The 19,538-nt window shown below is 37.1% G+C and carries 20 protein-coding genes and 1 pseudogene; 13 read left to right on the top strand and 8 right to left on the bottom strand.

What is annotated here, in order from left to right; translation table 11 throughout:
• Positions 1-410: 410 nt before the first annotated feature.
• Positions 411-1,118 carry a DUF421 domain-containing protein gene (locus NYE65_RS08060; RefSeq protein ID WP_340860399.1) on the bottom strand — a complete coding sequence of 236 codons (708 nt, stop codon included), beginning with the start codon at positions 1,116-1,118 and terminating at the stop codon, positions 411-413.
• Positions 1,119-1,358: 240 nt separating this feature from the next.
• Positions 1,359-2,354 carry a zinc-dependent alcohol dehydrogenase family protein gene (locus NYE65_RS08055; protein WP_340860397.1) on the bottom strand — a complete coding sequence of 332 codons (996 nt, stop codon included), beginning with the start codon at positions 2,352-2,354 and terminating at the stop codon, positions 1,359-1,361.
• A gap of 347 nt (positions 2,355-2,701) precedes the next feature.
• Between NYE65_RS08055 and NYE65_RS08050 the strand changes: the two genes are divergently transcribed.
• From NYE65_RS08050 to NYE65_RS08030, 5 genes are all read left to right on the top strand, one after another.
• The gene (locus NYE65_RS08050; protein WP_340860395.1) at positions 2,702-3,181 is read left to right on the top strand and encodes a GNAT family N-acetyltransferase; all 480 of its coding nucleotides are present in this window, start codon (positions 2,702-2,704) and stop codon (positions 3,179-3,181) included.
• Between the two features lie 287 nt (positions 3,182-3,468).
• The gene (locus tag NYE65_RS08045; RefSeq protein WP_340860394.1) at positions 3,469-3,930 is read left to right on the top strand and encodes a GNAT family N-acetyltransferase; all 462 of its coding nucleotides are present in this window, start codon (positions 3,469-3,471) and stop codon (positions 3,928-3,930) included.
• 5 nt (positions 3,931-3,935) lie between these two features.
• A complete protein-coding gene (locus tag NYE65_RS08040) occupies positions 3,936-4,466 on the top strand; it encodes a PepSY-associated TM helix domain-containing protein (protein ID WP_340860392.1) in 531 nt (176 codons plus the stop codon).
• Positions 4,467-4,480: 14 nt separating this feature from the next.
• Positions 4,481-4,903 carry a FosM family fosfomycin resistance protein gene (fosM, locus tag NYE65_RS08035; protein ID WP_340860391.1) on the top strand — a complete coding sequence of 141 codons (423 nt, stop codon included), beginning with the start codon at positions 4,481-4,483 and terminating at the stop codon, positions 4,901-4,903.
• Between the two features lie 36 nt (positions 4,904-4,939).
• Complete coding sequence (locus NYE65_RS08030) at positions 4,940-5,632, top strand: aspartate/glutamate racemase family protein (RefSeq protein ID WP_340860389.1); 693 nt, start codon at positions 4,940-4,942, stop codon at positions 5,630-5,632.
• 360 nt (positions 5,633-5,992) lie between these two features.
• Here NYE65_RS08030 and NYE65_RS08025 read toward each other — a convergent pair whose 3' ends face one another.
• Both NYE65_RS08025 and NYE65_RS08020 read right to left on the bottom strand, forming a co-directional pair.
• Positions 5,993-7,303 carry an MFS transporter gene (locus tag NYE65_RS08025; protein ID WP_340860387.1) on the bottom strand — a complete coding sequence of 437 codons (1,311 nt, stop codon included), beginning with the start codon at positions 7,301-7,303 and terminating at the stop codon, positions 5,993-5,995.
• Between the two features lie 170 nt (positions 7,304-7,473).
• Positions 7,474-8,238 carry an MBL fold metallo-hydrolase gene (locus NYE65_RS08020; RefSeq protein ID WP_340860385.1) on the bottom strand — a complete coding sequence of 255 codons (765 nt, stop codon included), beginning with the start codon at positions 8,236-8,238 and terminating at the stop codon, positions 7,474-7,476.
• A gap of 132 nt (positions 8,239-8,370) precedes the next feature.
• Here NYE65_RS08020 and NYE65_RS08015 point away from each other — a divergent pair, with 132 nt between their 5' ends.
• Entirely contained in the window at positions 8,371-8,778 is a 408-nt protein-coding gene (locus tag NYE65_RS08015) for an Lrp/AsnC family transcriptional regulator (RefSeq protein ID WP_034304420.1), read from the top strand.
• A 369-nt stretch (positions 8,779-9,147) separates the two neighbouring features.
• Here the strand turns inward: NYE65_RS08015 and NYE65_RS08010 are convergent, their stop codons facing one another.
• Complete coding sequence (locus tag NYE65_RS08010; RefSeq protein ID WP_034304417.1) at positions 9,148-9,969, bottom strand: STAS domain-containing protein; 822 nt, start codon at positions 9,967-9,969, stop codon at positions 9,148-9,150.
• A gap of 386 nt (positions 9,970-10,355) precedes the next feature.
• Positions 10,356-10,976, bottom strand: a pseudogene (locus tag NYE65_RS08005) (protein teg); the annotation flags it as partial.
• Here NYE65_RS08005 and NYE65_RS08000 point away from each other — a divergent pair.
• The 5 genes from NYE65_RS08000 (at position 10,958) to NYE65_RS07980 (ending at position 14,524) form a co-directional block, all read left to right on the top strand.
• Positions 10,958-11,305, top strand: coding sequence for a hypothetical protein (locus tag NYE65_RS08000; RefSeq protein ID WP_340862190.1), 348 nt, complete (start codon positions 10,958-10,960; stop codon positions 11,303-11,305). The pseudogene NYE65_RS08005 and the gene NYE65_RS08000 sit on opposite strands and share 19 nt — an antisense overlap.
• Positions 11,306-11,841: 536 nt before the next feature.
• Complete coding sequence (locus NYE65_RS07995) at positions 11,842-12,174, top strand: hypothetical protein (protein ID WP_340860382.1); 333 nt, start codon at positions 11,842-11,844, stop codon at positions 12,172-12,174.
• A gap of 196 nt (positions 12,175-12,370) precedes the next feature.
• Complete coding sequence (locus NYE65_RS07990; RefSeq protein ID WP_340862106.1) at positions 12,371-12,592, top strand: DUF3953 domain-containing protein; 222 nt, start codon at positions 12,371-12,373, stop codon at positions 12,590-12,592.
• 269 nt (positions 12,593-12,861) lie between these two features.
• Positions 12,862-13,389, top strand: coding sequence for an RNA polymerase sigma factor (locus tag NYE65_RS07985; RefSeq protein WP_340860380.1), 528 nt, complete (start codon positions 12,862-12,864; stop codon positions 13,387-13,389).
• Positions 13,373-14,524 carry a DUF4179 domain-containing protein gene (locus NYE65_RS07980; protein ID WP_340860379.1) on the top strand — a complete coding sequence of 384 codons (1,152 nt, stop codon included), beginning with the start codon at positions 13,373-13,375 and terminating at the stop codon, positions 14,522-14,524. The genes NYE65_RS07985 and NYE65_RS07980 overlap by 17 nt, the downstream gene beginning before the upstream one ends.
• A 918-nt stretch (positions 14,525-15,442) precedes the next feature.
• Here NYE65_RS07980 and NYE65_RS07975 read toward each other — a convergent pair.
• Positions 15,443-16,213: a sporulation protein gene (locus tag NYE65_RS07975; protein WP_191929426.1), complete on the bottom strand. Its 771-nt coding sequence runs from the start codon at positions 16,211-16,213 to the stop codon at positions 15,443-15,445.
• A gap of 390 nt (positions 16,214-16,603) precedes the next feature.
• On the opposite strand from NYE65_RS07975, the gene NYE65_RS07970 reads away from it, so the two are divergent.
• Together NYE65_RS07970 and NYE65_RS07965 are read left to right on the top strand one after the other, a co-directional pair.
• A complete protein-coding gene (locus NYE65_RS07970; RefSeq protein WP_340860378.1) occupies positions 16,604-16,987 on the top strand; it encodes a cupredoxin domain-containing protein in 384 nt (127 codons plus the stop codon).
• Between the two features lie 158 nt (positions 16,988-17,145).
• Positions 17,146-17,700 (top strand): hypothetical protein, encoded by a 555-nt coding sequence (locus tag NYE65_RS07965; RefSeq protein WP_340860377.1) that lies wholly within the window; start codon positions 17,146-17,148, stop codon positions 17,698-17,700.
• 53 nt (positions 17,701-17,753) lie between these two features.
• Here the strand turns inward: NYE65_RS07965 and NYE65_RS07960 are convergent, their stop codons facing one another.
• Complete coding sequence (locus NYE65_RS07960) at positions 17,754-19,175, bottom strand: PQQ-dependent sugar dehydrogenase (protein ID WP_340860376.1); 1,422 nt, start codon at positions 19,173-19,175, stop codon at positions 17,754-17,756.
• Between the last annotated feature and the right edge of the window lie 363 nt (positions 19,176-19,538).

Genomic DNA, 19,538 nt, shown 5'->3' with positions numbered 1-19,538 from the left:
GCAGAGAGCAAAAGTTTAGGGATTTTTTAATGATTAACTTTCTGCATTTAGCTGTCGCTTTTTGAGAAAGAACACCTGAAGTCACCCCTTAAAATTCATATTGAATGCCAAAACTAAAAACTGATAGAGCCGCTCAAATGGTTGGCGGATTTTTTAAAATTTCGAACAGTCATCTTGGAGAAGATGATAACTGAGAAGGGAGAAATAAAAACGTTTTTCACGATCTGTCTTTAAGGTATTTTTATCTTATTGAACTAAATGAATTTTTCTTGAAGTAGAAAATATGCTTTGAATGAAGAACAAGAGGGGCGACCTGGCCTATTGGTTTTTTAAAAGCAGACGGTACAGCGGGAATCTTAGAGGTTTTCACTGTACCGTCTATAATTAAGCGGAGTGAAAAATAAAAATCTTCAAGTTTTTTTGTGTATATGAGAGTTTTCTTTGGGATACGCCTGTATATAGAATCCATCCGTTTCTGACCATTCTCCATATAGGATATCCTCAATTTTTTTATAATTCCTCTTCTGAAGCCCTTCCAGAAGCCATTCTTTTGATTTTTTCACGGATCGGAGTTCTTCCTCTTTTATTTGGCCTTCTTCAATTACTAAGATAGAAGGTGCTTCATCCCTAGGATTGAGGTCAAGCATTTCTGGTGTGACGCTCCCCGCCTTAGAATGAAGCTTTACACTGATGTCCCCGCCAGGCTCAAGATATAAATCTCGCACTTCCCGGAGAGTGAACACCCCCTGTTTCCGCAGCATGGTTCGAACCTGTTCAATTTCCAGGTGATTTTTTTTCATTTGTTTTATATCCAATTTGCCATTACGAATAATCAAAGAAGGATGTCCTTTGAGCAATTTTTTCATGCGATCACTTTTTTGAGCGCAAATCTCAATGATATAAACGGAAATCCCCCAAAGGCAAATGGCATATAGAATCTGCCAAATCGACACTTTTTTATCGTAAATGCCTTCTTCCAGAATGCCGCCTAATACTAAAGCGTAAATAAAATCAAAGGGGGTCACTTGAGACATTTCTATTTTTCCAAGAAGTCTTGTCACTGCCAGGAGTCCAGCCAGCCCAATCACCAGCTTCGTTGCTATTTCCAGATAAATCATTTTATCACCTCACCTTTTTTTCCCTTTCTCCCTTTTAACAATCATTTAAACCAAATTGCACCTGGTATTTATATCACACGGCAGAGTACCGTTTTCTGCAATTCTATTAAATAAGAATACCCAACATCAGAGGCGGTATTTTCCTATTAAATAAAAGAAGACGGTACAGCGAGAATCTATAGAGATTTTCACCGTACCGCCTATTTTAAATGAACATAAAGTTGTTAAAGTGCCTATTCATTACCAATCATTTTTCAAAACAATTTTTCCTATCGCCTTGCCTGACTCCAAGTACTCATGAGCTTTTGAGACTTCATCAAACGTAAACATGTTTGGATCCACAAGCGGGCGCAGCTTACCTTCTTCAACCACCTTGGCAACCTTCTTCAAAATCTCTCCATATTGCTTATGCATGTCCTTATTTAATATCTTCAACAACATAAAGGTAACATGGAGGGAAAGTCCCTTTGAATGCACTGGGGAGAGGTCATGAGTCGAACGGGCAGCAATGGCTGCCACCGTTCCATGTACCGCAGCCGCCTCAAAAGAGCGATCAAGGTTTTCTCCCCCTACCGTGTCAAACACAACGTCAAATCCTTTTCCGTCTGTATACTTTTGTACATAGTCGTGAACGCTTTCTTCTCGATAATTGATCGTTACATCTGCCCCAAGGCGCGTGCCAATCTCCAGCTTCTCTTGCGAAGAGGCAGTTGTATAGACTGTCGCGCCTTGCCATTTGGCCAGTTGAATGGCAATGTGGCCTACACCGCCGGTTGCTGCATGGATCAGTATATCCTGACCAGGGACTAGATGTGCCCGATTGAATAATGCTTCCCAAGCGGTAATGGCAACCAGTGGTAAAGCAGCGGCTTCTTCCATCGTTAAATTCTTCGGCTTGTGAGCAAGTAAATCAGCATCTGCAAGCATGAACTCTGCAAGTGCACCGCCAGTCCCTTTAAAACCACCAGCACATCCAAACACTTCATCGCCAACTTTAAACTCAGTCACTCTTTCTCCCACTGCAGATACCAAACCTGCGACATCACCATGTAAAACGGCTGGAAACTCGGGGGCAACGGCTGGAACTGCACCAGCACGGACTTTCGTATCAATAGGATTTACACTTGAAGCCTTGACTTGAATAAGAACATGTCCAGGTTTTAATTCGGGTTTTGAAACCTCTTCAAGCTGAAATACGGATGGATCGCCAAAAGATTGAATGATTTGTGCTTTCACTTTAGTCCCTCCTATTTATTTTTATGGGGAATTTCTCATTGCCTATACCTGTTAAGGATCTCAGGGAATAGAATGAAATGTAAGAATATTTAGTCTTTTGTTGTAAAATCAATGATACTTTATCCATTATAAAATTAAAAGTTACGCACATTTTTTAAAGGGAATTTAAGAGAAGTCTAATTAAATCATTAAAATATAATATGATTAAGGACTATCAAGGTATTTGGCGAAGTTTCAGTAATATGTGGAATTGTAATTTTATCGTATGAAAAGTTAATGAACTAACGGGGTATGTTAATTATTGAATGAATTCATGAAAATGGCCTTAATGATTAAGGGGGAGAAGGATGGAAATTCGTTCAGTGAAAGGGTCAGATTACTATGCCATATCGCCGCTAATCAATGAATGGTGGGGAGGAAGGCAAATGTCTGATATGCTACCGAAATTATTCTTTGATCATTTTACAAATACAAGTTTCATAGCCGAAAAGGAAGGGAGCATAGTCGGTTTCCTAATAGGGATTCTATCTCAATCTCAGCCTGATGAGGCATATATTCACTTTGTCGGAGTGCATCCTGAATACAGAAAAAATGATATCGGCAGACAGTTATATAATCAATTTTTCGATGCCGTTTATCAAAATGGCCGCAATGTTGTCCGTTGTGTAACGTCTCCGGTCAACAAATCTTCAATCGCCTATCATACCAAGATGGGATTTGAAATGGAAGAGGGAGATACATTCATTGATGGTGTTTCAGTCCACTCTGACTATGACGGACATAATCAAGATAGAGTTTTATTCGTGAAACAGTTATCAATGAACTAAGGTCGACCAGTAAAAATCCGGTCGACCTTTTTCTTAAAGAATCCACTAAGGCAGGACTGGACTGTCAGCTAAAGCGGGTTTTATTCATTGCTAATGCTGCCTGGAATAGCATATTTCTCTTTAGAACCTCATAATTATCTAATCTGCTCATTGTATGCCCCCTTCATTTCTTCTTCTTAGGCAGCTCTTCTTTTATGGTCCTATAGGGACAGGATAGTTCAACAAGGATAAGATATAATTTGGATTAATATACTAAATTTTTATGAAAATAGAAAGGAAGCATGAATATGACAGAAATGATACCACTGACATCGGAGAATTTGGAGCTATGCATCGAACTCTACATGAACGTTTTTAATCGTGAACCATGGAATGAAAGATGGACCTATGAAACGGCTAAAGAGAGACTTTCCGACTTATTGCACACACCTAAATTTCTTGGGTTTTTATTTCATATTGATCATAAACCAGTTGGTTTCATTGCTGGAAATAGTAAAGTGTCTGATCAAGGTTTAACGTATTATTTGGCAGAACTTTGTGTGAATAATCAAATGCAAGGCAAAGGGCATGGCTCAAAAATGCTTCGAGCTTTAGAAGCTGAACTGCAGAATAGAGAGATTAAAAGTCTATATCTATTAACGGCCAATGACGGGCTTGCAGAAGCATTTTATCTGAAGAATGATTATGTTGTAAACGAAGATAGGGTGGTCATGAAGAAAATTTTTTTGAAAAATAGTCAAGGGACGTGATGGAATTGTCGAAATCTGTAAAGTTGTATCAATTAAGCCGAAAAGTACATAAATGGACTGGATTGGTTTTATCCATTTTTTTCATGTTCATTGCAGTCACGGGCCTCGTGCTTGTTTATATGATTCCACTCGGAGTGGCTGATGAGTTAAGGACGGGGAAAGAGGCAAGTCCAGATCAAGCGATACCCATGGAGAAGGTCGTGTCCATTGCAGTGTCGCAGGGTCTACCAGGTGCAGATTCGGTTGAAGATATCTTTAGAATCGAATATAGGCCAAGTGCAAATGTGTACCAGGTTCGCTTTAATAACGGTCAAGGTGTTCAAATGGATGTGAGTACGGGAAAAGTGTTATCCAAAAATCCAGATTACTCGACTTTCCTCATTACATTGCATGATGGAACCTTCTTTGGTGATTGGTATAGATACAGTATCCTCACAATGACGGGTTTATCCTTAATCCTGCTCTCGTTTTCCGGGTATTACATGTTCGGGTATCCTCTCTATAAGCGTTTAATGGCGAATAAAAGGAAATCTTAATATGAGGTGGTAATGTGTCTATAAAAGGTTTGAATCACTTTTTATTTTCAGTTTCTGATTTAGACAGTTCCATAGATTTTTATCAAAAGGTTTTTGATGCGAAATTATTAGTTAAGGGCCGAACCACAGCCTATTTTGATTTGAATGGAATGTGGATTGCCCTGAATGAAGAAAAAGATATTCCCCGTAATGAAATAAGCCAATCATACACACATATCGCCTTTTCCATAGAAGAAGCCGACTTCATGAACATGTACGAGAAAATGATCGGATTGAATGTAAACATCCTGTCAGGACGTCCAAGAGATGAAAAAGATAAGAAGTCCATTTATTTCACTGATCCAGATGGTCATAAGTTTGAGTTTCATACAGGGACTTTACAAAATAGAATAGATTACTACAAACAAGAAAAAGCCCATATGGAGTTTTTCGACTGATAAGTAAGCCATCTTCAAATGAAAAGGGGAATGTTCATGAAAACTATTGGCCTTATTGGCGGCATGAGCTGGGAGTCATCGTTGGAATATTATCGAATCATCAATGAAGAGGTAAAAGCCAAATTAGGAGGATTGCATTCAGCCAAGTGCATTTTATATAGCGTGGACTTTGAGGAAATCGAACGCTGCCAAGCTGAAGGGAATTGGGAAAGCTCCGGCAAATTATTAGGCGATGCAGCTCTGTCTTTGGAAAAGGCAGGTGCCGAAATGATTCTAATTTGTACAAATACGATGCATAAAGTGATTGGATATATTGAAGAAAAAGTAAGTTTACCGATTTTGCACATTGCTGATTCAACGGCAAAACAAATTCAAAAGTCCAAAATCAGTACGGTTGGTTTACTTGGCACTAAATATACGATGGAGCAAGACTTTTATAAAACACGAATTGAGACTAATGGTATCAAGGTCCTGATACCAAGCGAAGAGGATAGAAAAGTCATCAATAAAGTGATTTATGAAGAATTATGTTTAGGTGAAATTCAACAATCATCAAGGGATTATTACAAAAAGGTTATCAAGGGGTTAGTTGATGATGGAGCGGAAGGAATAATACTAGGCTGCACAGAAATTGGATTACTAGTAAAACCAGAGGATTCCAAAGTGCCATTATTCGATACAGCTGTCATACATGCCATCGAATCCGTTAATATGGCATTGGAAAAATGAAGTGATCACATTGTGCTTTAAAAAGGAAGGTTGCTGCGGCAGCCTTTTTTTGAGTAAAAGATAAAGGGATCAAGGATGTATAAAATGCTGTATAAACATAGAAAAAACTACTGCCTCCTGTAAAGTACAGTAGTTTTTTTGTTGCGTAACAAGACATTAAAGTTAGGCATATTACTTTACGTAACTTGAGTTAGGTTAAAGTAAACATTCTGTAAACCCTTATAAATTAATATAAAGATTTTTTCCATCTATAAGATGTTTTGTTTTTTATAAGTTACCTTCCTATATGAATAAAGGCAGCTTTCAGTTTCTTGCTGAAAGCTGCCTTGTTAATATTTTATATCTACATTAGCCTAACTATCATAGCTCTTTGCTTGGACTTTTCCGAGACCAAACAACTACAGGAATAAGCACTAGTGACAGAATGGCTCCAGAGAGTGATAATGCTGCAAAACTAGAATGAGCGACTACCATTCCTGATAACCCACCACCAGCTGCTCCTGACAGTGCAAATAGTACATCAACTGATCCTTGTGTTTTTGCACGTACAGATGGGTGTGTTGAATCTATAATGAGAGCAGTCCCGCTTATTAAACCAAAGTTCCAGCCCAAACCTAGCAGTACTAACGCCAGGGTAAGCAGTGGCATTGAACCTACGGGTGCAAAAGCTGCCACCAATCCAGAGGTTAGGAGTGTAGCACCAGAAGCAACAGCCATAGTAATACGGCCAAGCTTATCTACCAGTATACCTGTCAATGGTGAAGGAAGATACATAGCTGCTATATGGAAACCTATAACTAATCCTACTTCTCCCAACCCATGACCATGATGTCCCATATGAATTGGTGTCATTGTCATAATGGCTGCCATGACAAATTGAGTCAAAATCATAATTAAAGCCCCTACAACAACACCCTTTTTGTTTATGGTAGCATTCTTTAAGTTTGTTCCTGTCTGTACGCTATCGCTTTTTTTCTTAGCATTCGCAATAGCTGTAGACACAACCAAAGGGTCTGGACGAAGTAAAATTAAGATAAATAATCCGGCAATAATAAAAGCAGCTGCTGACAAGATAAAGGGGCCAGCCAAGGTTGGAACACCAATTGAATCAGCAAATTCCCCCATTCTATTGACCAAGTTAGGACCAACAACGGCACCCAAGGTAGTGGAAACCATGGCCATGCTTGCAGCAGTTGCCCTTTGTTTATCTGTTGCAAGGTCTGTCCCTGCATATCGCGCTTGTAGATTAGACGCTGTACCAGCTCCATAAATAAAAAGAGAAATAAATAAAAGTGGGATGCTGTTGGTTAAAGCTGCAATTATAACACCAATGGCACCTAACCCACCTGCAAGGAAACCACCTGCAAGTCCTGCTCTGCGGCCAAAACGTTGTGAAGACCGGCCAATAAGCAGGGCAGCTCCTGCAGAACCTAAAGTAAATAGGGCAGTTGGAATTCCTGCTGCATTTTCAGTCCCTAGCATGTCTTGTGCAAGAAGTGCTCCTACTGTTATACCGGCTCCAAGTCCTGCTCCCCCAAAGATTTGTGAAAGAATCAAAATTCTTAATGTTTTTTTAAAAAGGTGTATTTGTCTTTCTGGTGAATCAATATATTCTTGCATCCATATAGGCTGGGGTGTTGAGGCATTTGTATCTTTTGCTGACATTGTCATGAACTTTACCTCCTAACGAAATATCCTTGTAGCTTTTCATGTTTGGATGTCATCCTTGGAACATTTCATATCGTCATTAGAAGAAGCTCATAATTAAATTTCGATAATTATGAGCTTCTTTTATTTCTTATTTTTAAATGGGAACGTGACACTATTTGTCGGTGTTCATATTAAAATTTGTAGGATTCACCATCTTCTGGTACTAACATATTACTTGAGAATCCTTTTTCTTTACTAAAGTTTTTTAATTCTTCTCTATATAGTGTCCAATGGTTAACAGCTTCCATATGAACAGAAATAACCTTAGCATTAGGAGCCGCCTTGTGTACTTCATAGATGTCTTCTTTTCCCATAATGAGAGAACCATATTCTATCAATTGATTATCTCCGCCATTGACAACAATAATATCTGGTTTATGGGTATCCAATTCTTCCTGTACACCTTCATACCAGACTGTATCACCAGCTACGTACAATGTTTTTTCACTTGGATGTTTAAAGACAACGCCACATACTTCCCCCATACGCTTTAATAGTTCTTCTCCTCTTCCATGCTCGCCTCTTGTTTTAACTAATTGGATGCCTTCAAAGACAGTGTCCTTTGTTAATACCTCTACATTGTGGAACCCGGTATTTTGGACTTCCTTTGCATCTTCTTCATTTTGAACGAACATTTTAATATCTTTTCGTAATAGTCTTTGCGCTGCTTCGTCAAAATGGTCTAAATGTAAATGAGTCACAATGACTGCATCAACGCCACTAATAATATCGTCAGCAGAGGTTGGTAAACTCACTGAAGGATTGTTTTGATCTTGCCTAATCGTACCAGGGAAAGACGGGTACGTACCTTTCTCTGCTAACATAGGATCAATTAAAAACTTTTTATTTGAATATTCTACAACTATCGTTGCATTTCGAATTTGTGTAATCTTCATCTTTACAACTCCCTTTCTTTTCATGTGTTCCTTAACAGTGTTAAGTGTATAATATGAGCAGTATTCAAATACACAGATAAATTAAAGTGTTTTAGGCGTTTGACTTTATTTTTGAAAGGAGTTGACGTTCAGATGGATCAAACAGATAAGCGAATTATAGAGGAGTTATGTAGCAATAGCCGGATTACGATGAAAGAATTAGGGGAGAGAGTTCACTTAACAGGACCGGCAGCCGCAGCTAGAGTGGAGAAATTAGAGGACAATGGGGTTATTGAGGGTTATAGCATTAAAGTGAATCAAGCGAAATTAGGGTGCTTTACGTATGCCTTTATCAATATCTATATAGAAGGTACACATCATCAACCTTATCTCTCATTTATCCAAACAAAGGAGGGGTATGTCATCAATAATTATAAAATCAGTGGAGATAGCTGTTATCTTTTGGAGTGCAGGTTTCCAAGTAATGAAGCGTTAAATCAATTTTTATTAGAGTTAAACAAGTATGCAAACTATAAATTATCGATTGTTATAAGTAAATAGGGCATGAATGAACATGGATATTTGTGAATAGTCACATTTAAACTTTAGGGGGACTTGAATTGAACAACGAAGGCAGCAGGGACACCTCTTTTTCTTATTCACAAGTTAGTATATGAAGAACTGTACTTAAACTAATGGGTGGATTAGCTGAAGATCGGAGCTGTCTTTAAGGCAGCTTTTTCTTATGGAACTATAGGACAGGTTAGTTGAAGAAGAAAACGAATTGATTGGTGTTGAATTAAATGCCTCACTAAATTTTTTATACAAGGTGTAACTGCTAGGCAGGAAAAATATTTAGACATTTGGTCAGAATATATTGAATAAGTAAAAAGAGTCGGCAAAGCGACCCTCCTCTAAGATTCTCCGTATTCAACATATTAAGTATTTATTCAACGCTTGTTGTAAAGTTCCTAATGTTTGTGCTTTTTCATTTAATCTCATTCCTAAGCGTATCATATTGCTAGCCACTTCAGCTCTTAACCCGGTAATCACAGTGGTACATCCCATTAATGAAGTGCCGTCAATAATCCTCATTAAATGATCAATTACCTCAGTCTCCATTTCCATAATTCCAGATAAGTCCATAATCAATGTTTGAATACGTAATTTTCCAATCTCTATTAAAACTTTTTCCTCTAGAATATTCGTTCGGTAAAGATCAACCGCACCAATTAAAGGCAAAATACATATAGTGGGTGTTATTGGGATTATTGGCACAGAAAGATTTTCGACCAATTCTCTTTGAGCCATTATCAATGAATCTTTGTATTGAGAATATGTGATAAAAAAAACATTTAAAAACCTGTCTACTTGATTATTTATTTGTTTTTCTACCGAAAAAAAATCTTCATTTATAACGTGATTCGTTACCTCGTTATATCCTTGTAGGAACTTCCACAAAGTTCTTCGAATGGCTTGCACCCACTCTAATTTGAAAGTTAATGGTATTTCGTGTGTCGCCCAAGCTATACCTTCCTGTTTAGCAAATGATTGAAGCTCTTGTTCTTCACCCTCAATAATGTATCGAACCAGCTTACGGGCATTATTTATCAGGTCAATATTACCGACCATTAATATTTCTTCAATTTTGTCTTTCACATTAGATGCTTCGTTTAATAATGAATCTTCAAAATCCTCGTTATTTTCTTCGATGAATTTCATTAATTTATATATATCAAGTGACAAATCCATAATTTAATCTCCTTTTTTTAAATCTGCCAAATCATAAATACCCTATTATTTTAATTACTAAACCCATTTACACAAAAAACTTCTAATTTAAAGGAAAATGGATCATATTTATGTTAATTAATATTGTGAAGATTTCTACTTAGACTAACGGGTGCTTTACTTCAATAAGGAAGGTTGCTGAGGCAGCCTTTTTCGTATGGCACTAAAGGGGCAGGTTGTTCAGTTAAAGAAATGTACATTGGCATATTTTCCTTACATTAGTAGAGAGTTTAGTTGAAGAAGAACTGAATAAATAAAAACAGCCAGGTTCTGGCTGTTTTTATTGTAAAAAATGCGAATGCTTGAAATAAAAACCAAAATTCAATCAGATTTATGGGATAACTTTATTAATTCCAGTTTTTCTCTATAAATTGAACTGCAGGATTTAAATTTGTTTTGTTAGCAATTGAAATGAGAGCTGGAACCACAGAAGGGTCCGTTTTGGAGAAATTAGGGATCCGTGGATTTAACCGAAAAAAACGATTTCCTAGAAGCTGAGAACTGACCATGGATTCATAGTAACCGGATCCACTAGCGACAATCTGAAGAAATGGCAGTAAGGGTTCATTGGGAGATCGGTCCAAAAGAACTCCCCAATTTGGGGGAAGGTTCTTCATATTTTCGGGACGTATGTTATCTGCACTTACCATCCCCCACCCCTTCGTATCTCTTCTTAATCGAGTCGGCTCTTCACCTGTTCCAATGGATAATACCGCAATTTGATCCAACGGCTGTTTGGCTTTCCCCACTGCAAATGCGATACTGGCTGTACTGGGGTTGGTTGCTACTGTATACCCATCCACGTAGTTTTGATAGGCTCGTTGCGTCGCGGGAGCACCACTGCTCCGTAGTATTACATCACTCGCTTTCTCATTTAAATAGGGAGAGCCAGGAAAGTTGTGGAATAACACAGGAGTCCAACGATTCAGCTCCGGTGAGAATAAATGAAATGCAGGTACAACAATTCGTCATCGCAGAAAAGATTAAATTATATTTAACAGAAGAACAATATAATGCTGAAATCGCTAACCGGAAATTTCAAATTCCAGAATTGGTATCCAAACAAATTAATAAAAGTATAGAAGTACAAGATGTGAAACTTGAAGAACAAAGAAAAAATGGTGATGGCAAAATAGATTACTTATATACAACAACATTTAAAGTTTATGACGAGAACTCATCTGAAATTTATGAAAAAGAAGGAGAATTAACCATATCCACCATAAATAATGAATTAAAAATCGATCGTGATTGGAGTAGTGGGGTAAAAATTGACGGTTTAGATGGTGGACTTTAAGAGCTTATAAATGAAGAGTCATATTATGCAAGTGTGCTCTCGTTTTATTTAATTAAAGCGCCCTGTTTGTTGAGGACTATAAAGATTTAACGCATTGGATTTTGCACTAAATCAATTCATTAAAGTAAGGAATGGAAAATATATTTCATAATGGTTGTTGCAGCACCTTTTCTATAAAAACTCCACAACAATGAAATGTAAAAATTTGGAACTGGATATTTTGTATTCCTGAGGAAGGTGAACGAAGTTGATGCAATGTTGTTTTATACCTAAATGACTCTTTAACACAGAAAAAGTTTTACTCTCGTTTATGTTATAATTTCGATTGAAGAATATCGATTTATACTATGACTATAGATTGGTTGTTGAAGATGAAAAGGAAAAAAAACAAGAAAAACGAATCAAATACAATTAATATGACATTTGGAAAGAATTCTTATGTTAAGGACGATGAAACAGATTTTATATTTGCGTGGCTACATCCTATTATTTCGTGTAGGTTATGTATCAAGTATTTTATAAAATGGATGACGTCTGTGGATTCTTCTTTAGCACCTAATGTTCATCGTTACTACATTTTATTCTTTACATTGATATTGAGGTCATTTTTGTGGATTTATATTGGAATGGGAATTGGAGTAATCTCAAATGATGAGTCAGATGGTATGAGGTTAGTGACAGAGATTCCAATGGCTTTCGGGATGTCATTTTTATCTATCTTTGGACTGTTGCTGGTTATACGGATTGTCATTTCTTTCTTTGAACTGATCAGACTATTTAAAAAAGATAACTTATTTTTGTATGGTTTGGGAGTTACCGTTGTATATGGATTTATTGGCATGATTATGTTGGGAAGTGCAATGAGGTAGTTTAAACAATGTTATTCTGCAGGTAACGGGGTGCGTTAGCTGAAGATCGGAGCTGTCTTTAAGGCAGCTTTTTCTTACGGAACTATCGGAGCAGAATATTGATAGAAGTAATTTCCATTTTTTATACAAACGACAAGGTGTTAAATGGTATGATTGGAAAAGAATTTAATTTTTAGGGGGAAATATATTTTTGAAAGTGGTTAGAACTATTTTAGCGATAGTGGTTATTGTTCTATCAGGTTATAGTCTAATAACTCAAACCTTTGAGTTAATGCCCTATTATATGTTTATCCTTGGGGCGCTTATTTTGGTGTCAGGATTTGTCGAACTTCAAAAAGACAGAAAAGGATTTTGGGGATATATGAATATTGTTATCTCTTTATTTATTTTGATTTTTTACATACCGTATTTCTTATAGAACTAACAGGGGCGTTAGCTGAAGATCGGAGCTGTCTTTAAAGGCAGCTTTTTCTTATGGAACCATAGGGGCAGGATAGTTCCTTGATCATCATGAGCTTAGAGCATGATTTTCACCTTATTTCTAAGACAACTGATAAACATCAGTTCTATAAAAACAAAAAGATCTCTAATCTAAACTTTTAGAGATTTTTTTTTACGCAAAAACACAACTTTTATTTAGTTAGTACGTCTAAGTATTGAAAATTTAAGAAAAGGAGGGGTGGAGACTTGTCGGAGTACAGAAAATTAGAAATTGCAGATTGGTATGACCAACATAGTAAATCCATTTTAAGCTTTATTTTATTGATGGTTAAGGATTATCAACAAGCAGAGGATTTGACCCACGATACCTTTGTAAAAGCGTACTTATATCATAATTCATTTAAACAGCATTCCAGTGAAAGAACATGGCTTTTCAGTATCGCTCACAACTTAACGGTTGATTTTTTAAGAAAACGGAAACCCAGCAGGTTCTTTAAAGAAGTGTTTCTTTTGCAAAAGGACAATACCTCATTGCCTGAAGAAATCATTCGAATAAAAGAGGAATCATCTGAACTATATAAAGCGTTAGGGGAAATCAAAGATACATATCGAAAGGTGATCGTTTTAAGAAAAATCAAAGGTTTTTCGATTGAGGATACAGCAATGATATTGAGCTGGTCTGAGAGTAAAGTTAAATCAACTCTTTTTAGAGCTATCCCAGCATTAAAAAAACAACTAATAAAGGAGGGGTATTTGGATGAAAAAACAATATGAAGATACTGATTTAGATATCTCCTTAAAGATGTTAAATGCCGATCTACTGTGGAAAACCAAACAAAAACAAGAACTGAAAAAACGAATCATTTCTGATATTGAAAAGCTGGAGTCCCAAGAGAAAAGTAAGAATCCTATCCTATCAACTCGTATCAGAAATATAAGTCTGATTAGGAAGTTAGCATACTCTGGAATCGCGTTGATCATATTATTGGGTTTATTTATTTGCTCAGCTTTTATCTCTCCAGCAATGGCAGAGGTTGTATCAAAAGTCTCTTTCATAAATCAAATTGTGCAAAGCTTGAAGGAAACGGATGACAGGAGAGGAAAGCTAGATGCTTTATATGACGAGATATCTAAAAAGTTAAACGAGAATAAGGAGTATGAAGGAAAACTAGAAGTTGGAATGTCATGGCTTTTTTCCTCCGAGCCTCCTTCATTCACTGTTTGGGTAGTGGATGAAGTTTTTAAACAAGAACATGAGGATGAAATTAAAGATATTATTTTAAAATGTGCTAAGTCTTATAAAATTGATGGAGTTGAGGTTGTACTAGAAGTACGGGATAATGTTGAACCAAGTGAAAAAAATAAAGAATTAGAGAAACTTACAGATGAAATACTTACAATAACGCAAGAGGTTGTAGAAGAAAAGGGTTATACCATTTTAGCTAGTGGAGTATCTACGAACCCCAAAAAGGTTACCGTTAAAGTGGGGATTGAAGGAACAGAGCAACATTACAAAAAAGTGAAGAGTCAAATAGAAAAACATGTACATGATGTAATATATGCAAAAAAGCATGAGAAGTTTAAAGTTGAAGTCAAAAGAGAAAGTGAAGACGAAATTAAGGGTCAGAATTGGCAGCCTATTTTTACAGCAGTCATGGAAGAAACACATAAAAAGTTTAAAGAAACAAATGGTTTTGCCTACTCCTTTCATCCAAAACCTCTTGAAATCATTTTAAAGACTTCATTATCCAAAGGAGAGGAGACTGAAGAGCAAGCTGAAAGAATTGAAGAGTATGCAAGACAGGTAGTTGAAGTAAAAAGGAAGGAATTATCCGTTGAAGCAATACCATATAAAGTCATTATACGTGATAAAGATCATAAGAAATTGTATGAGGAATTGCACAATTAAAATATATTGCTTCTTCGCTAACAGGTACTTTACTTCTCTATGGAGCTGGAAATAGCTTCTTTTCTTATGCAACTATCGGGGTAGGTTAGTTGAACACGAATGTAGGTTTTAATGGTGGAATTAACCTGATTAGATTTATTAAGTAGTTTACCTGCAATATAGAGAATAAATTAGGAGTTGTTTTTATGTTTGACATTACTTTGATTTTGATTATAGCTTCTGCTGGGGAGTTATTGTTATTACCGGCTTCCTCGTTATATTAGGTCGAAGAATTTTAGAACCTAAGAAAGAACTTCAACAAAAAATCGATACTAGAAGAAGAGGTTCAAATATTAAAAAATCACAAATAAAAACTAGCTTTAACGAACTAACGGGTGCGTTAGCTGACGAAGAGCTATGCAATTATCGGGGCAGATTAGTTTAACAAGGAAAAAGTTCATTTATTGTTATAATCATAAAAAAATAGCGGATGTTTAGTTGGATTGCCAGCCAAAGAATAGGAGTGGTTTGAATTTATGGCAATAACAAAGAAAAGATTCTTCATTATTTGTATAGTGGGTATCATACTCAAGTATCTTGCAAGCTCTGGTTGCAATACTTCAGGGGACAAACGATACATTGGTTAGGGAATGTAGCATACGCATTCTATTTCGTAGCATTTCTTTCACTTTTATTATTTGGAGATTCTGGTTTGAAAAAAGCTGATCATTAATACAGTGATTAGCTCAGGCTGTTGAGAAACCCTCGACAGCCTTTAATGAACTAACAGGTGTTACTGTTTAATGAGAACTCTACTAATCTAGTATAATAGTTATTCTTTTGACTATACTGTCTATTAATACGGTATAGATTGGAGAGAAACAGGTATGATCTTAACTGATGTATGGGGTTTATATAAGGCAGATAAGCAAATCCAATTTATCGAGAATAACGGGATAGTATATCCATTAGTTCTTGCTTGGCTGTTTCTACACTTTCTTTTTGGAAATGTTTGTATTGCACTCGGATCTTGGATTCATCCATTCCTGCTGCACTTTCCAAAAAACCAGAAAGTCCTCTTGCTTTTCTATCCACTTCGATGAATAAATCTACGGATTGAGCGTCCGCGACGAATCCGATTTCAACCTCATCAAGGCTTCTTTGGAATGGACCGCCCTTTGGCTTGTATTCGAATTCCTGAAAGACACCCGTTTTGCTACGTTTGAAGGGTACATTTTTCACTTTGTTCAGGTAAAACCCTAATGATTCGATTGCTTTTAGGAAGCTACTGACTGTTTCATTTCCAAATACGTTTATATAATCGTTATCTTTAGGGTCCAATGCGAACGTCACATCCATTTCCGTCTTCATCCACACAGACACGTCCCCTATCGTGATTGGCGTTTCGTACGGAAGTTGCAAGGAAAACGGAATCACCTTTTCTTCGCCTTTTTCAATGACGAATGCATCCGAAACCTTTATTTTGTAAAGGGTAACATCATCTAAATACTTACGGTCATCCTGTTCCCTCAAAACCTGTGTCATTACATGGATGTACAGCCCATTGATTTCCTGTTGGGTGTTTCCGCCAAGGACAAACACGTTCCCTTTTACCGTTTCTCCTTGTTTGTATGAATCTTTTTCTAATTTTGTATCCACTTTCGCCGCACCGATTCCGATGCTTGCTTTCATTTTATCAAAAAATGACATGTACATAATTCCCCCTTTGTAAGTCTATAAATAGCATAGCATAATAGGTTCATGGGCGCCTCTAGAAGGGGGCCATGAAAAAGTGAAACCACAAAAATTTATGCATATCTAACACACGTATAGGCGTTTGTATTAGAGTTCATCCGCATGACTTAAGTGGCTATCTTAAAGCTTGGAAAGAATGGAGAGTGTATCTTTCTTCTATTTAAATTTATAATGGTAAAATGTCAAAATGACTATGATGCAAAATCATAAGATTGGACTCCAGAAGATCGTCATTAGTGGCGATCTTTTTCTTTTCACCTATTTGAACGCGCACTGTAACCAAATTAATAGTAATAATATTTTATGAATTAGAAAAAGATAGGGTAAGGGAAGGAGGGATTGCGAATGTCAGTGAAAAAGTGGGTAACGGGATTGGTCGTTGCGCTTGCAACGGTTGTAGTTGTGACAACTCTAGGATCATTCGGCGTATCTGCCGAATCCCGTGTTGTAGCTCAGCCTGCGGTGAAATCGATTGAGGTCGAGTTGAACGATGATTTCTTTAATCCGGAAGCCATCACTATTCCGAATGGAACAGCCACAACGTTGATTTTGAAAAACAAAGGTAAGAAAGAGCACACCTTCACAGTGGAAAAGCTCGGAATTGACGCAGAGGTCCAGGCAGGTAAAGAAAAAACCATTACCGTGCAACCGAAACAGTCGGGTACATATGACCTGATATGCCGGTACCATTTCCAGGAAGGAATGGTTGGGAAAGTGATCGTCGAATAAAAGGCAGGGCCAATATGGCCTTGTTTTTTTATTAGGCAAAGGAAAATCCTTTTTCATTTAAGGATATGGATGTTGGATCATTAATAATTGTTCCACCTCTAATGAATGGCAAATATAATGTAGGGTAACGTATAAACCATTTAGAATGAGGTGGAAATGTGTATTTTTTTAAACCTATTTCTGATGAGGTTCGTTTATCTCAAATCCTATTCAATAAACATAATAGAACGATGAAGCTCATTTTAGTGTCCATTTTTGCTTGCATTGCTGCCATACTTCAGGCTGCTCCAGGCTTTTTACCAGGTATCGGATATTTTATAAGTCCCCTAGCCACTTCACCCATTCTGTTAGGTTCCATGTTTTCAATACCATTTGGAGTGGTGACCTACCTTTTGACAATTATGTTGTTATTCATCCTACAGCCAACTGAACTCATTGTATTTCCTTTTACAACAGGATTGTTGGGACTTGGCATAGGGGCATCTTTTTCTTTTTTAAGAAAGAGATTAAGTGTTATTGCTGTTGGTGCCATTCTTTTAAAGTCAGGAATTATGAGTCTACTATTTATTTTTCACTTTCCGGTTTTAGGTCCAGCCGTGCCTGTTTCCTTTTCAATTCTTATAACTGGCTTTTTATTAGCTTTCATTTATAGCTGGTTTTGGGTTGAAGTTGCTTTGATCATTTATAAAAGATTAAAAACGATTATAGTTTAGTGAGTCTCCATCACTCGTTTTTAATTTCAATTCATTCATGATTAAGTAGAATTTTATAGTGAGGGTTCAACGATTTCAAAAATCGTACCTTGGTTAAAATCAGTCACCTTCATAGAGCCATAAACCCCTAAATATAGTCTGGTTTGATCCAGGTTCGTTCCCAAATTAACATAATAAGCTGATTGAGACCCAAAATCATAATCGGTCTGTATCACACTAAAATCATTTTGTTCACCATTTGGTCTTACGGTGGTATAAGCTAAAGCCCCTCTTACCTGAGGTTGAGATTCTTTCCGGGCAAGATCGGTAAACACAACGCTTCCTGTTAAAGCAGGGATTCTTTCCCCCATATAGGCTTGCACCCCTGTAAGTGCAGTTCCTCCAAACTTATCGGGTCTGGAATCTTCATGAAAATAACTAGTCAAAGGCTGAAGACGGCTCCCTGAAAGCGCAGCTGCTTCATTGTAATAAGCAATGGTTTTCTCATCCAATGCCGGATTATCCGTGCACCTTCTGATAATCGATGCAGGAAAAGCACCTTCCCAGCCTCGCCAGCCCAAGTTAATAAACCCTTCTTTGTCAGGCTGAGAATTCATGAAAGGAGCTTGAACAAGCTCAGTAACCGGTATTGGTTTATACTGAACGAATGAAAAAATCGACTCGACCAAATTCTGGCCGACATTTCCCGCATATTTAATATACTGATTATAAAACCTTTGAAATGAAATGCCTGGTATATTGCGCACCCCTTTGGCCATTACCATGAGCGTTTCCTGAATAGTTGTGGGAAGTTCATTAAAACGAGTAACAATGGGTGGATTATTGTAGGATATATTCTTATCTACATCAATTTCAATTATCTTACCGGCGATTTCCAGATCGTCCTGGCTTAAGTTAAATGGATCATAGCCTGATCCACCATCCCCGGTTGTTAATACAAGTTTTCCTGTTTCAGGTGAAAAGTTTAAACTATTGACCCCATTATGATTTAAAAATGGTCTTCTTAAGTTAAGTAAAGTCCGTCGTTTTTTGGGTTGACCATTCGCTTGTAAAATCCATTCTTCAATTGTATCAATATGGTCATATTTAGTTTCTCTATTCATCCACCTTAGGTTTAATGTTTTGGGATCACACGGGTTAGGCTTGAAAGATTCAGAAAGAGCACCTGGTCCTTGTGTTCCGGCCACTGAATAATGAAGATAAAACAGACCGTTATAATAAAATTCGGGATGAAACGCCAGCCCCAGCAATCCCCGTTCATCATATCCGCCACCAGAAGCACCTAGTTTTAGGATTCGCGGGCGAATATCTAAAAAAGTCCTTATCTCTCTGTTTCCTATGTAAAAAATCTCTCCTACCTGGGTAGCAATAAATAATCTTTCAATGGAGTCACCCGGAAGTATAGCCGTTTTCAAAACAGTAGGTAAATTTATCTTACTTACAATGGGCCGTAAACCAACCTTCACTTTTATCAATTGATTTTGCCCCCTTCTTATTGTTTTCTTTAATAAGAATATGATTAGAACTGTCCGTTAGTACCAATTTAGGCAGGGGGAATCTGATAAGGTAATGCACCACTTTCCGCAGGAGCGTAAGGAATCTGATGGAGTGCGTTACTTAACGGGGCTGTTTAAGATGAAAAACTAAAACCAATACTTAAATTGTATGCAATTATTGGAGATGAATGGGTGTTGGGGTTATTCATGATTGAGCCTGATGATGGAAATAATAGATCAACATATGTTTTTTTTGGCTTTCCCGTTCAGGAATAGGTGCTATTGATAAGCAACCATACAGTTGCTTATACTCGTTGACATGCAACCATGGAGTTGCTTATA

This window comes from Peribacillus sp. FSL R5-0717 (assembly GCF_038002945.1).
Taxonomy (GTDB): domain Bacteria; phylum Bacillota; class Bacilli; order Bacillales; family DSM-1321; genus Peribacillus; species Peribacillus frigoritolerans.
The sequence above is the reverse complement of the archived record's forward strand: the minus strand, read 5'-3'. Positions and strand labels throughout refer to the sequence as shown.

Coding starts and splice junctions, on each gene's coding strand:
- NYE65_RS08060 (WP_340860399.1), bottom strand. CDS start 1,118: ATGATTTATCTGGAAATAGCAACGAAGCTGGTGATTGGGCTGGCTGGA.
- NYE65_RS08050 (WP_340860395.1), top strand. CDS start 2,702: ATGGAAATTCGTTCAGTGAAAGGGTCAGATTACTATGCCATATCGCCG.
- NYE65_RS08045 (WP_340860394.1), top strand. CDS start 3,469: ATGACAGAAATGATACCACTGACATCGGAGAATTTGGAGCTATGCATC.
- NYE65_RS08030 (WP_340860389.1), top strand. CDS start 4,940: ATGAAAACTATTGGCCTTATTGGCGGCATGAGCTGGGAGTCATCGTTG.
- NYE65_RS08025 (WP_340860387.1), bottom strand. CDS start 7,303: ATGACAATGTCAGCAAAAGATACAAATGCCTCAACACCCCAGCCTATA.
- NYE65_RS08020 (WP_340860385.1), bottom strand. CDS start 8,238: ATGAAGATTACACAAATTCGAAATGCAACGATAGTTGTAGAATATTCA.
- NYE65_RS08015 (WP_034304420.1), top strand. CDS start 8,371: ATGGATCAAACAGATAAGCGAATTATAGAGGAGTTATGTAGCAATAGC.
- NYE65_RS08010 (WP_034304417.1), bottom strand. CDS start 9,969: ATGGATTTGTCACTTGATATATATAAATTAATGAAATTCATCGAAGAA.
- NYE65_RS08000 (WP_340862190.1), top strand. CDS start 10,958: ATGCAGGTACAACAATTCGTCATCGCAGAAAAGATTAAATTATATTTA.
- NYE65_RS07980 (WP_340860379.1), top strand. CDS start 13,373: ATGAAAAAACAATATGAAGATACTGATTTAGATATCTCCTTAAAGATG.
- NYE65_RS07975 (WP_191929426.1), bottom strand. CDS start 16,213: ATGTCATTTTTTGATAAAATGAAAGCAAGCATCGGAATCGGTGCGGCG.
- NYE65_RS07970 (WP_340860378.1), top strand. CDS start 16,604: ATGTCAGTGAAAAAGTGGGTAACGGGATTGGTCGTTGCGCTTGCAACG.